6 protein-coding genes and 5 rRNA genes are annotated in these 13,892 nt (G+C 56.6%); 4 read left to right on the top strand and 7 right to left on the bottom strand.

The genetic code is table 11. The features are described 5' to 3' along the window. Positions 1-55 precede the first annotated feature (55 nt). On the bottom strand, positions 56-2,002 hold the full coding sequence (gene lapD, locus AC2T3R_RS00655; RefSeq protein WP_023661997.1) for a cyclic di-GMP receptor LapD: 1,947 nt from the start codon (positions 2,000-2,002) through the stop codon (positions 56-58). Between the two features lie 10 nt (positions 2,003-2,012). After that, a complete protein-coding gene (gene lapG, locus AC2T3R_RS00650; RefSeq protein ID WP_486744486.1) occupies positions 2,013-2,774 on the bottom strand; it encodes a cysteine protease LapG in 762 nt (253 codons plus the stop codon). Positions 2,775-2,978: 204 nt separating this feature from the next. On the opposite strand from lapG, the gene AC2T3R_RS00645 reads away from it, so the two are divergent. The 4 genes from AC2T3R_RS00645 to AC2T3R_RS00630 all read left to right on the top strand — a co-directional run bounded on the left by AC2T3R_RS00645 (position 2,979) and on the right by AC2T3R_RS00630 (position 7,954). After that, the gene (locus AC2T3R_RS00645) at positions 2,979-3,668 is read left to right on the top strand and encodes a GntR family transcriptional regulator (protein ID WP_025337254.1); all 690 of its coding nucleotides are present in this window, start codon (positions 2,979-2,981) and stop codon (positions 3,666-3,668) included. Positions 3,669-3,778: 110 nt separating this feature from the next. Next, entirely contained in the window at positions 3,779-4,282 is a 504-nt protein-coding gene (locus tag AC2T3R_RS00640) for a sigma-70 family RNA polymerase sigma factor (RefSeq protein WP_023661994.1), read from the top strand. 4 nt (positions 4,283-4,286) lie between these two features. Continuing rightward, the gene (locus tag AC2T3R_RS00635; RefSeq protein WP_486744485.1) at positions 4,287-5,243 is read left to right on the top strand and encodes a FecR family protein; all 957 of its coding nucleotides are present in this window, start codon (positions 4,287-4,289) and stop codon (positions 5,241-5,243) included. 245 nt (positions 5,244-5,488) lie between these two features. After that, complete coding sequence (locus AC2T3R_RS00630; RefSeq protein WP_486745259.1) at positions 5,489-7,954, top strand: TonB-dependent siderophore receptor; 2,466 nt, start codon at positions 5,489-5,491, stop codon at positions 7,952-7,954. Between the two features lie 89 nt (positions 7,955-8,043). Here AC2T3R_RS00630 and rrf (AC2T3R_RS00625) read toward each other — a convergent pair. The 5 genes from rrf (AC2T3R_RS00625) to rrf (AC2T3R_RS00605) form a co-directional block, all read right to left on the bottom strand. Next, positions 8,044-8,159: ribosomal RNA gene (gene rrf / locus AC2T3R_RS00625) — 5S ribosomal RNA — on the bottom strand. Between the two features lie 109 nt (positions 8,160-8,268). Beyond that, a 5S ribosomal RNA gene (gene rrf, locus AC2T3R_RS00620) occupies positions 8,269-8,384 on the bottom strand. Positions 8,385-8,515: 131 nt separating this feature from the next. Then, positions 8,516-11,407: ribosomal RNA gene (locus AC2T3R_RS00615) — 23S ribosomal RNA — on the bottom strand. Between the two features lie 317 nt (positions 11,408-11,724). After that, a 16S ribosomal RNA gene (locus AC2T3R_RS00610) occupies positions 11,725-13,261 on the bottom strand. Positions 13,262-13,707: 446 nt separating this feature from the next. Then, positions 13,708-13,823, bottom strand: a 5S ribosomal RNA gene (rrf, locus tag AC2T3R_RS00605). The 16S, 23S and 5S rRNA genes sit together here, the layout of an rRNA operon. Between the last annotated feature and the right edge of the window lie 69 nt (positions 13,824-13,892).

Raw genomic sequence — 13,892 nt, 5'->3', positions numbered from 1 at the left:
CCGCTGTGCAGCCCTTTCGCGACACAAGGCCGCTCCTACAAGGGACCGCATACCCTCAGCGCCAGGGGGCAGGCTCACCAACCAACTGCCCCTGAATCCCGCCTACACCCATCTCCCGCAACACCAACCGCTCACCTTCCGTCTCGACCCGCTCGGCAATCAGCGGCAGGTCGATACTGTGTGCGGCACGCTGGACCGCCTCGATGAACAGCCGCTTGTGCTGCTCTTGGTCAATGTTGCGGATGTAGCTGCCATCGATCTTCAGGTATGCCAGGCCCAGGTGCGCCAGGTTGCCGATCATGCTGAAACGCCCACCAAAGCGTTGCAGCGCCAAGCCGAAGCCAAGCGCGTGCAGGCGCCGGGTGAGTTGTTCCAGAACCGCCTGCTCAGGCAACTGTTCCTCGCCAATTTCGAAAACCAGCCGCGGGCCAAGCGCCGTGTTCTGGCCCAGAAGCTCGAAGACACGCTGGAGGGCCTTGGGGTCGGCCAGGGTGGCGGCGGACAGGTTCAGCGCCAACACCTGTTCATGCCCTCGAAGGTGCGCCAGCACCTTCTCCAACACCAGCACATCAAGCCGCGGCATCCAGCCGAAGCGCTCCAGCCAGGGCAGGAAGCGACCTGCCGGCAGCGCCTCGCCATGGCCATCCTGCAAACGCGAAATCACCTTGTGGTGCAATACCCGTTGCACAGAAGCGCAATCTACCACTGGCTGGAAGAACAGTTCGAAATGCCCATTGTTGAACGCCTGGTCCAGCCGCTCATGCCAGACATGCTGGCTATCCGCAGCAACTGCAGCCACACCTTGCTCAAGGCATACCCAACCCGGTGTTGGCTGGTTCTCGGCGCGCGCCAGCGCCTCGTCGGCAAGCTTCAGCAATGCCTGTGGTGAATCACCGGGGCTGAACGGCGCCAGGCCGATACAAGCCACCGGGTCGATATCACTGGCGCCTGTTTCGTGCAGACTGTGCAGCGTTGCTTCCAAGGCCTGGGCAAGCTGTACCGCCTCTTCATGCACCATGCCCGGCGCCAACACGGCAAACTCGCCCCCGCGGCTACGGGAAATCAGATCGTTGGTTTCCGGATAGCTGGCACAGGTGCGACGCAACTGCTCACCCACAGCCTGTAGCAACTGGTCGGTACGCTGGCCGCCAAGACGGGCGTTCAACCCCGCCAGCCCCTGGACCCGCAGCAACAGCAGGTAACCGGCGCGCGCTTCTTCCAGGTTGCTCACACGCATGTTCAACTGCATCTCGAAATAACGGCGGTTGGAGAGCCCGGTCAGGCTGTCCTGGTAAGACTCGGCACGCAGCCGCTCGCTGCGCTCGGCCTGCTCGGTGAACAGTGCCTTGAGCTTCTCGACCATCTGGTTCATCGCCTGCACTACCCGACGCAGCTCCGGTGTGCGCGGCAACTCGGGCAGGCTGAGGAATTCGCGGCGGGCAATGGCGTGGGACTGCTCAACCATGTAGTCCAGCGGCCGCAACTGGCGACGCAGGAGCAAGGCGCCGAGTACCGCACTGGCCGCACCACACAGCAGCAGCCAACCCAGGCTGCCCAGGGCGCTTTGCCAGAGCTTGGCAATGGCGAACATCGGGTGGCTGATCACCTCAACGCGCGCAGCCTGCTGCCAGCCACGGCTGACGATGGCATCGCCGCCGGCAGCTTCCAGGCCGATCAGGCCCACGAACCAGCGCGGTACACCGCCGGGGTCCGGCTCGTCGTGGCGCTCTACCAGCACAGCATTGGAGCCTAGGTCGACAACCTTGATACTTGAGTAGTAACCACTGTCGAAGATCGAACTGACCATCAGCTCGACCATCGCCGGATCATCGATATTCGGCGTCAGCGACAGCGCCAGCGCTGTCGCCGCATCCTGGGCGTGCGAGCGCAACTGGTTGACGTACTGGCTGCGCGAGCTTTCCAGGCTGACCATGAAACTGCCACTGAAGGCGACCACCAGGAACAGGCAAATGGCCAACAGCAATTGTTTGAACAGTGACATCTGTGCTCCTTCAGTAAACCGGCTCGGCCGGGAACCCTTCGGCCTGCATTTTCTTCAGCAAATCCTGCCAGCGTGACAGCCGCTTGGTATCGCCGACCTTCTTGTTGCCTGCGGCGCCCGTCAGCCACAATCCCTCACCATTGAAGGCGTACACCGGCAGCAAGTCGGTACGCTGGCTCGCCGGCTTGATGGCATCCATCAGGCTGTCGAGCACCAATGGTTGTGCCTGTGGGCTTGAATAATAGGTCAGGACCATGTGCGCCCGGTTCTGCCGCAGCGCCTTTACGTAGGTGATGCGCAGCTTTTCACTGGGAATACCCATGCGCCGCAGGCTGAAATACTTGGCGATGGCGTAGTCCTCGCAGTCCCCTGCACCCTTGATCAGCGCCTGCACCGGTGTGGCCCAATAGTCGACCTCATGCCACAGGTCGATGTCCTCTACATAGCGCAATTGCTGGTTGAAGAAGCGGTTGACCACCTGCAATCGCTCAAGCTCCGTACCCTGCTTCTGCGTAGCCATCAGGCTCTGCCAGGCATCGATACGGCCCTGCCCGGCGCCCAAGGGGCCATACAGGGCCTGCGACTTGCGGCTGATCTGGGAAAAGTCCCAATCCGCGTGCAAGCCGCCCAGCAGCAGGCTGCCCAGCAGCGCAGCAAAGCCGACACGTTGCACAACGGTTTTGAGCATCCAGGATATCGCCACTGCGAAGCCCTGTTCAGGCCAGTCGAAAGCAGCGATGGTGCGGCTTGCCACGGCAAAAGACAATGGCACCCTGCAATCATGCACCCGCCGGTCACTCGACCTACACTTTCTGGTTATAACCTTTTATAGGCCGCTTCCTTTGACAGGCGACTTCATCCACCATAGCCGCGCTTTTGGGGCGCCGGTTCCATTACCGGTAAAGGTTTGACACCCCCAAGAGCTGTTACTAGTGTCATTGGATCCAACTTTAGTCATCGTTGAGGCAGACGTCGCGTGGCCGAGAAAATCAAATTGAGCAATGTGCTGGCCAGCGAGCAGCTGTTGCCGCACCAGGCCCGTGGCGTGATCGAAGAACGCCTGCGCAGTGCCATTCTTGATGGCCGCTTGCCTCCAGGTACTGCCGTAAGACAACAAGAGCTCGCCACCTTGTTCGGTGTCAGCCGCATGCCCGTGCGCGAGGCCCTGCGCCAGCTCGAGGCGCAATCGCTGCTGAAAGTGGAAATGCACAAGGGTGCGGTGGTTGCGCCGTTGATCGGCGAGGACGCGGTGGACACCTATGCCCTGCGCGTGCTGCTCGAGACCGAGGCGCTGCGCCAGTCCATTCCGCTGCTCGATGCCAGCGACATCGCCAGCGCCCGCGGGTATATCCAGCAACTGGAAAACGAAACCCGTCACGCTGAAATCGGCCGCCTCAATCGCCTGTTCCACATGTCGTTGTACAACAAGGCGCCGAACAAGAAACTGCTGCGCCTGATCGAGGACGAACTGAACGAGGAAGAACGCTTCCTGCGGTTTCATCTTTCGTCCATGGGCCTGGGCAAGCTCACCCAGGACGATCACAACGCACTGGCGGATGCGGCTGGCGACAAGCTGGTGGACGAAGCGGTAGCGGTGCTGGAACGGCACCTGAATAACGCATCGCGGGTAATCCGCAAGTATCTGGATACGCAACTGGGGCGCTAGCGAGTAGTGACTGCACGCATGGTGCAGTCGGCTGGGTTGCAAATTGATCGGCTACCGCCAACAATGAGACTAATTATCATTCATGTCCATTGATAGCAGCGCCCTCACCCATGCCCAGCAACGATTCCGTGCAAACGCTCTACAGTGACCACCACGGCTGGTTGCATGCCTGGCTACGCAGCAAGCTGGGCAACGCCGCCGATGCCGCAGACCTGGCCCAGGACACCTTCGTACGCCTGTTGCAACGTCGCGAACATCTGCAACTGAACACACCCCGGGCTTTCCTGAGAACGGTTGCGCGTGGGCTCGTGATCGACCACTGGCGGCGCGAGGAACTGCACAGGGCCTATCTCGAGGCGCTGGCACAGTTGCCGGAAGCGCAGGCCCCTTCGGCCGAAACCCGTGAGCTGCTGCTGGAATTGCTGGAGCGCATCGCGCGCATGCTCGAAGGCCTCAAACCCAAAGTATGTCGTGCATTCCTGCTTGCCCAATGCGAGGGGCTGAAGCACCAGGCGATCGCCGACCAGATGGGGATCTCGGTGCGTACCGTGGAGCGCTATATCGCCGACGCGCTCTACCATTGCTACTTGCTGCGCTACGCCGACGAGTGTTGACGCAATGACCGCTTCACAGCCCGGCGCAACAGCAGTCAAGCAGGCCATCCAGTTGATGCTGAGGCTGCGCGAGAGCGGGCATGCCCCTGCCCTGCAACAAGAGTGCAGGCAATGGCGCACTGCCCACCACGAACACGAGCAGGCTTGGCAACGAGTAATTCACCTGCATCAGGACCTCGACCTGCGTGCCATACCCGGTGCCGGGCTGGCTTTGCAAACCCTGGAGACCAGCCAGCGCCGCCTGCATCGTCGGCAGGCGCTGAAACTGCTTGGCGGCGTTGCCATGGTAGGGACGGCGGCATGGCTGGGAAAAGACCTCGATGCGGTCAACGACTGGACATCAGACTACGCCACCGGCACGGGCGAACGACGCAGCTTTGCGCTTCCCGATGGCTCGCAGATGCAACTCAACACCCGCAGTACCGTCGACCTGGCCTTCAATGACCAGCAGCGCCTGGTCCGCCTGAAGCAGGGGGAATTGATGATTGCCTGCAACCCGCAGCGTTCCTTGCTTGTAGAAACTCGTGACGCGTTACTGGAAGGGTTCGAAGGACGCTTTGTGGCGCGTCAGGACAGCGACTGCACGCAGGTCAGTGTCAGCCATGGCAGGGTGGCGATACACCGGCCTGACAATGGCCAGCTGCAATGGATCGAAAGCGGCCAGAACTGGCGTCTGGATGCGTTAGGCACACACCGGCTCGAGCAGGTGGACATGGATGCGATGGCCTGGACAGAAGGCCTGATCGTCACCCGGAACATGCGCCTGTTCGACTTCCTTGCGCAGGTCAGCCGTTATCGCCATGGTTATCTGGGCTGCAACGACGACATTGCCGATTTGCGCCTGTCGGGTGTATTCCGCCTCGAAGACCCGGAGCAACTGCTACAGCTGCTACCACGGACGCTACCCGTACGGCTTCGCCAACGTACACGCTGGTGGGTGCGCGTGGAGGGGCTGGCCTGAGCTGACGGCGGCTTTTGCGTTCAGGGCTGCTATGCAGCCCATCGCCGGCAAGCCAGCTCCCACAGAGATCGCACAAGGCCTGAGGGCTATGCAATACCTGTGGGAGCTGGCTTGCCGGCGATGGGGCGCGTAGCGGCCCCAATATCTTTTTGACGGGTTTTGAATGTCGGTCCGGCTAGGACAGTAAGCGACACCTCCTGCCCTCTCACTTCAACGGACCCCACATGCCTACCGCTCCCGTGCATATGCGCACATTAAATGCGAATGATTTTCGACCTGTCTTGCACTCAGTGCTTTTACGCAAAGCAGTCCGGGCTGCCCTGTTTGGCACCGTCTTGGGCCTGACAGCCGTAACACAACTTTCCATAGCAGCTGAAACGGCCCAGGTGAGCCACCGCTATGCGATCCCGGCAGGTCAGTTGGATGATGTGCTCAACGAGTTCGCCCGCCAGGCTGGCATCACCCTGTCGAGCACACCCCAACTCACCCAAGGCTTGCAGTCGAACGGCCTGCAGGGGCAGTACTCTACCGATCAGGCACTGCGCCAGTTGCTAAATGGCAGCGGCCTGGAAGCCGTCAACCAGAACGGCCGCAGCTACGTGCTGCAGGTACAACCCCAAGGCGCTGCATTGTCATTGCCAGACACCGATGTCCGTAGCTTCACCCTTGGCAATGCATTGGGCAGCATGGAGGGTTACAACGCTACCCACAGCCAGGTGGCGACCAAGACCAGCATGCCGCTGGTAGAGACATCACAATCGGTCTCGGTGGTTACCCGTCAGCAGATGGACGACCAAGGCTCACAAACCGTTGCCCAAGCCATGCGCTACACACCTGGGGTACTGACCAACCCCTATGGGGCGACCCACCGTTATGATTATGTAGCCATGCGAGGCTTCAACGACGGCTCGGTAGACAACATCTACGTGGACGGGCTCAAGTCGATGGGAGACAACGGGACCTACAGCACCATGCAGGTGGACCCATACTTCCTTGAGCGCATCGATATTCTCAAGGGACCGTCTTCAGTACTGTATGGCCGTAGCTCGCCAGGAGGCCTGGTGGCACTGACCACCAAGAAGCCGCTGTTCACCCCCTACCATCAAGTCCATGCCACCCTCGGTACCCAAGGCCAGCGTGGCATGGGTTTCGATTTCAGCGGCCCCGTGGATGACCACAAGCGTATCGCTTATCGCCTGACAGGCCTGGCGGATGCTTCCGATACGCAGTTCGACCACAACAAGGAAGAACGCTACGCCATCGCGCCGGCCGTCAGCATCGACTTCAGCGAAGACACTTCGCTCACCCTGCAGGCCTACCTGCAACACGACCCCAACGGCGGCTATCACGGCGGCAACCCCGCAGATGGCATGCTGCACAAGCGCAACGGATTGCGCCTGTCTGACCACTTCTTCGAAGGCGAGCCGGGTATCGACAACTACGAGCGTACCCAACAGTCCTTCAGCTACCAGTTCGAGCATCGCTTCAACGATGTGTTCACAGCACGCCAGAACTTCCGTTACCAGGATACCGACGTGTCGATGGATCAGGTGTATTCCGCCGGTTGGGCGGATGCCGACAGCAATATCCTCAACCGCGCCTATACCGGCGGCGACGAACGCCTGCATTCGTACATCATCGATAACATGCTGCAGGCGGAATTCTTTACCGGGGCCGCCAAACACACCCTGCTGCTGGGCGCCGACTACCAGCGACGCAAGGCCGACGTAGCCTGGCGTTATGGCACAGTCGATCCGCTGGACGCCGGCAACCCGCAGTACGGCAACGGCAACCTTCAGGTGCTGGGCGAGAACCGTTACCAGCGGCGCCTGCAACAAACGGGCGTTTACCTGCAGGACCTGGTGGAGCTGGACCAATGGCGCTTCTCATTGGGACTGCGCCAGGACTGGGTAAAGGTGTCCGAGGAGAATCGCGACAGCAACACCAAAGTCAGTGACCAGCGCTCCAGATTCACTACTCGCGCAGGGGTGCTCTACCTGTTCGAGAATGGCATTGCGCCCTATGTCAGCTACTCGGAGTCGTTCAACCCCAATACCGTGTCCGATCAGCAAGGCCGCCCTCTGGCACCGACCGAGGGCACTCAATGGGAGGCTGGTATCAAGTATCAGCCGCCGGGTAGCGACAATCTGTTCACCGCATCGGTGTTCCGCATCGAGCAAGAGAACCTGGCCTCGAAGCAGCCTGACGAGGACTTCTATCGCCCTGTAGGGCAAGTTCGCTCACAAGGGCTTGAACTGGAGGCCCATGTGCAACTGACCGACAGCTTGAAGCTGCTGGGCGGCTATACCTTTACCGATATCGAGTACGCAAAGTCGATGCCCAGCCTGGTGTCCGGCAACCTGGATAACAAGGGCAATTCGCCAACCCAGGCACCGAAACAGATGTTCTCGCTTTGGGCTGACTACAACTTCCACCAGGGGGCCCTGGATGGCCTGCGCTTGGGTGGTGGGGTGCGGTATGTGGGGTACAGCTGGGTGGATGCGGAAAACAGTATGAAGGTGCCCTCCTATACCCTGTTCGACGCCTCAATCGGCTATGACCTGGGCAAGGTCGGGCTGCGGGGGATGGATGTGCGCTTGAACGCCAACAACCTTACCAATGAAAGCTACATCACTTCGTGTGCCAGCTTGAACTACTGCTACATGGGTGAAGAGCGCAATGTCAGTGCCACGGTCAGCTATCAGTTCTGACCTGATTGCGACGCACACAAGCCCTGGGTTTTTTGGGCCTGAAAGACAAAGCCCCTGTCTGCATCGCAGACAGGGGCTTTGGATTTGAATCTTGACGATGACCTACTCTCACATGGGGAAGCCCCACACTACCATCGGCGATGCATCGTTTCACTGCTGAGTTCGGGATGGGATCAGGTGGTTCCAATGCTCTATGGTCGTCAAGAAATTCTGTGTGCTGGCCCGTCCCTCGGACGTACCTGCGAATCTCTGTAGTTCCTACTTAAAGACAAAACCCCTACCTGCATGTGCAGATAGGGGTTTTGCGAAATGAATCTTGACGATGACCTACTCTCACATGGGGAAACCCCACACTACCATCGGCGATGCATCGTTTCACTACTGAGTTCGGGATGGGATCAGGTGGTTCCAATGCTCTATGGTCGTCAAGAAATTCTGTTGCCAGAATGTCCAGATGGACAGCCCAGCGAATTCGGATATGCGATATTTGTGATGTTGCGAACTTTCGGTCGTTTCGTCTTCACCACCGCAATCTGCGCTAGCAAATTGCTTGGGTGTTATATGGTCAAGCCTCACGGGCAATTAGTATTGGTTAGCTCAACGCCTCACAGCGCTTACACACCCAACCTATCAACGTCGTAGTCTTCGACGGCCCTTCAGGGGATTCAAGATCCCAGTGAGATCTCATCTTGAGGCAAGTTTCCCGCTTAGATGCTTTCAGCGGTTATCTCTTCCGAACATAGCTACCCGGCAATGCCACTGGCGTGACAACCGGAACACCAGAGGTTCGTCCACTCCGGTCCTCTCGTACTAGGAGCAGCCCCTCTCAAATCTCAAACGTCCACGGCAGATAGGGACCGAACTGTCTCACGACGTTCTAAACCCAGCTCGCGTACCACTTTAAATGGCGAACAGCCATACCCTTGGGACCGGCTTCAGCCCCAGGATGTGATGAGCCGACATCGAGGTGCCAAACACCGCCGTCGATATGAACTCTTGGGCGGTATCAGCCTGTTATCCCCGGAGTACCTTTTATCCGTTGAGCGATGGCCCTTCCATACAGAACCACCGGATCACTAAGACCTACTTTCGTACCTGCTCGACGTGTTTGTCTCGCAGTCAAGCGCGCTTTTGCCTTTATACTCTACGACCGATTTCCGACCGGTCTGAGCGCACCTTCGTACTCCTCCGTTACTCTTTGGGAGGAGACCGCCCCAGTCAAACTACCCACCATACACTGTCCTCGATCCGGATAACGGACCTGAGTTAGAACCTCAAAGTTGCCAGGGTGGTATTTCAAGGATGGCTCCATGAGAACTGGCGTCCCCACTTCAAAGCCTCCCACCTATCCTACACAAGCAAATTCAAAGTCCAGTGCAAAGCTATAGTAAAGGTTCACGGGGTCTTTCCGTCTAGCCGCGGATACACTGCATCTTCACAGCGATTTCAATTTCACTGAGTCTCGGGTGGAGACAGCGCCGCCATCGTTACGCCATTCGTGCAGGTCGGAACTTACCCGACAAGGAATTTCGCTACCTTAGGACCGTTATAGTTACGGCCGCCGTTTACCGGGGCTTCGATCAAGAGCTTCGCTTGCGCTAACCCCATCAATTAACCTTCCGGCACCGGGCAGGCGTCACACCCTATACGTCCACTTTCGTGTTTGCAGAGTGCTGTGTTTTTAATAAACAGTCGCAGCGGCCTGGTATCTTCGACCGGCATGGGCTTACGGAGCAAGTCCTTCACCCTCGCCGGCGCACCTTCTCCCGAAGTTACGGTGCCATTTTGCCTAGTTCCTTCACCCGAGTTCTCTCAAGCGCCTTGGTATTCTCTACCTAACCACCTGTGTCGGTTTGGGGTACGGTTCCCAGTTATCTGAAGCTTAGGAGCTTTTCTTGGAAGCATGGTATCAACCACTTCGTCGCCTAAAGGCAACTCGTCATCAGCTCTCGGCCTTGAAATCCCGGATTTGCCTAAGATTCCAGCCTACCACCTTAAACCTGGACAACCAACGCCAGGCTGGCCTAACCTTCTCCGTCCCTCCATCGCAATAACTGGAAGTACAGGAATATTAACCTGTTTTCCATCGACTACGCTTTTCAGCCTCGCCTTAGGGACCGACTAACCCTGCGTCGATTAACGTTGCGCAGGAAACCTTGGTCTTTCGGCGTGCGAGTTTTTCACTCGCATTGTCGTTACTCATGTCAGCATTCGCACTTCTGATACCTCCAGCAAGCTTCTCAACTCACCTTCACAGGCTTACAGAACGCTCCTCTACCGCGTCATCAAAGATGACACCCGTAGCTTCGGTGCATGGTTTGAGCCCCGTTACATCTTCCGCGCAGGCCGACTCGACTAGTGAGCTATTACGCTTTCTTTAAAGGGTGGCTGCTTCTAAGCCAACCTCCTAGCTGTCTAAGCCTTCCCACATCGTTTCCCACTTAACCATGACTTTGGGACCTTAGCTGACGGTCTGGGTTGTTTCCCTTTTCACGACGGACGTTAGCACCCGCCGTGTGTCTCCCATGCTCGGCACTTCCAGGTATTCGGAGTTTGCATCGGTTTGGTAAGTCGGGATGACCCCCTAGCCGAAACAGTGCTCTACCCCCTGGAGTGATACATGAGGCGCTACCTAAATAGCTTTCGAGGAGAACCAGCTATCTCCGAGCTTGATTAGCCTTTCACTCCGATCCACAGGTCATCCGCTAACTTTTCAACGGTAGTCGGTTCGGTCCTCCAGTCAGTGTTACCTAACCTTCAACCTGCCCATGGATAGATCGCCCGGTTTCGGGTCTATACCCAGCGACTAAACGCCCTATTAAGACTCGCTTTCGCTACGCCTCCCCTATTCGGTTAAGCTCGCCACTGAATATAAGTCGCTGACCCATTATACAAAAGGTACGCAGTCACCTAACAAAGTAGGCTCCCACTGCTTGTACGCATACGGTTTCAGGTTCTATTTCACTCCCCTCTCCGGGGTTCTTTTCGCCTTTCCCTCACGGTACTGGTTCACTATCGGTCAGTCAGTAGTATTTAGCCTTGGAGGATGGTCCCCCCATATTCAGACAAAGTTTCTCGTGCTCCGTCCTACTCGATTTCATTGACAAGAGATTTTCGTGTACGGGGCTATCACCCACTATGGCCGCACTTTCCAGAGCGTTCCACTAATCTCAAATCAACTTAAGGGCTGGTCCCCGTTCGCTCGCCACTACTAAGGGAATCTCGGTTGATTTCTTTTCCTCAGGGTACTTAGATGTTTCAGTTCCCCTGGTTCGCCTCTTGCACCTATGTATTCAGTACAAGATACTCAGCTTGTGCTGAGTGGGTTCCCCCATTCAGAGATCTCTGGATCACAGTCTGTTTGCCGACTCCCCAAAGCTTATCGCAGGCTACCACGTCTTTCATCGCCTCTGACTGCCAAGGCATCCACCGTATGCGCTTCTTCACTTGACCATATAACCCCAAGCAATCTGGTTATACTGTGAAGACGACATTCGCCGAAAATTCGCATGTTGCTCTTTCGAGCAGAACTCACAAATTTTACCTTAGCCTGATTAACCAGCAGTGAAACTGGCCATCAGTCTATATCTATCACATATCCGAATTTTTAAAGAACGATCTGACAAAAGTCAGAAATCAACATTCGATGCGAATGCTCATTTCCAAGTTCTGACCAGGAACAACACAAGACCCATACAGGATCTTGATCGTCTTCAACCATGAATCAAGCAATTCGTGTGGGAGCTCATCAGTAGGCTGATGTCGTCGATTAAGGAGGTGATCCAGCCGCAGGTTCCCCTACGGCTACCTTGTTACGACTTCACCCCAGTCATGAATCACACCGTGGTAACCGTCCTCCCGAAGGTTAGACTAGCTACTTCTGGTGCAACCCACTCCCATGGTGTGACGGGCGGTGTGTACAAGGCCCGGGAACGTATTCACCGCGACATTCTGATTCGCGATTACTAGCGATTCCGACTTCACGCAGTCGAGTTGCAGACTGCGATCCGGACTACGATCGGTTTTGTGAGATTAGCTCCACCTCGCGGCTTGGCAACCCTCTGTACCGACCATTGTAGCACGTGTGTAGCCCAGGCCGTAAGGGCCATGATGACTTGACGTCATCCCCACCTTCCTCCGGTTTGTCACCGGCAGTCTCCTTAGAGTGCCCACCATAACGTGCTGGTAACTAAGGACAAGGGTTGCGCTCGTTACGGGACTTAACCCAACATCTCACGACACGAGCTGACGACAGCCATGCAGCACCTGTGTCAGAGTTCCCGAAGGCACCAATCCATCTCTGGAAAGTTCTCTGCATGTCAAGGCCTGGTAAGGTTCTTCGCGTTGCTTCGAATTAAACCACATGCTCCACCGCTTGTGCGGGCCCCCGTCAATTCATTTGAGTTTTAACCTTGCGGCCGTACTCCCCAGGCGGTCAACTTAATGCGTTAGCTGCGCCACTAAAATCTCAAGGATTCCAACGGCTAGTTGACATCGTTTACGGCGTGGACTACCAGGGTATCTAATCCTGTTTGCTCCCCACGCTTTCGCACCTCAGTGTCAGTATCAGTCCAGGTGGTCGCCTTCGCCACTGGTGTTCCTTCCTATATCTACGCATTTCACCGCTACACAGGAAATTCCACCACCCTCTACCGTACTCTAGCTCGCCAGTTTTGGATGCAGTTCCCAGGTTGAGCCCGGGGCTTTCACATCCAACTTAACGAACCACCTACGCGCGCTTTACGCCCAGTAATTCCGATTAACGCTTGCACCCTCTGTATTACCGCGGCTGCTGGCACAGAGTTAGCCGGTGCTTATTCTGTCGGTAACGTCAAAACAGCAAGGTATTAACTTACTGCCCTTCCTCCCAACTTAAAGTGCTTTACAATCCGAAGACCTTCTTCACACACGCGGCATGGCTGGATCAGGCTTTCGCCCATTGTCCAATATTCCCCACTGCTGCCTCCCGTAGGAGTCTGGACCGTGTCTCAGTTCCAGTGTGACTGATCATCCTCTCAGACCAGTTACGGATCGTCGCCTTGGTGAGCCATTACCTCACCAACTAGCTAATCCGACCTAGGCTCATCTGATAGCGCAAGGCCCGAAGGTCCCCTGCTTTCTCCCGTAGGACGTATGCGGTATTAGCGTTCCTTTCGAAACGTTGTCCCCCACTACCAGGCAGATTCCTAGGCATTACTCACCCGTCCGCCGCTGAATCAAGGAGCAAGCTCCCGTCATCCGCTCGACTTGCATGTGTTAGGCCTGCCGCCAGCGTTCAATCTGAGCCATGATCAAACTCTTCAGTTCAATACTGCTTGGGTTTTTAAGAAACCCTAAACTTGGCTCAGCAATCTCAAATGACTATGTGATTTCTCGCATGGCCACTTGTGATGCTGATAATCTTTGTGACTATCAGTCCGTACTCACAAGCACCCACACGAATTGCTTGATTCGATTTGTTAAAGAGCGTTTGGTTAAGAGCGTTTCGTCTCAACCGAGGCGCGCATTCTACGCTTTCCTCATTTGCTGTCAAGCGTTTATTTTGAAGTTTTTTGCGAGAAACTCGTTTAGCTTCAAACACTTGGCTCGCTTCGATCTCTCGTCGCGGGAGGTGAATAATACAGCATTCGAAAACGCTGTCAACCACCTTTTTCATCCCCAGCTGGCCGTTCAGCCTACCAGGAGAAGCGATAGCTTCTACTTAAAGACAAAACCCCTACCTGCATGCGCAGATAGGGGTTTTGCGAAATGAATCTTGACGATGACCTACTCTCACATGGGGAAACCCCACACTACCATCGGCGATGCATCGTTTCACTGCTGAGTTCGGGATGGGATCAGGTGGTTCCAATGCTCTATGGTCGTCAAGAAATTCTGTTGCCAGAATGTCCAGATGGACAGCCCAGCGAATTCGGATATGCGATATTTGTGATGTTGC

It is taken from the genome of Pseudomonas sp. PVC-5-1 (assembly GCF_057444345.1).
Note: the sequence above shows the minus strand (reverse complement) of the source record. Positions and strands in the feature narration are given on the sequence as shown.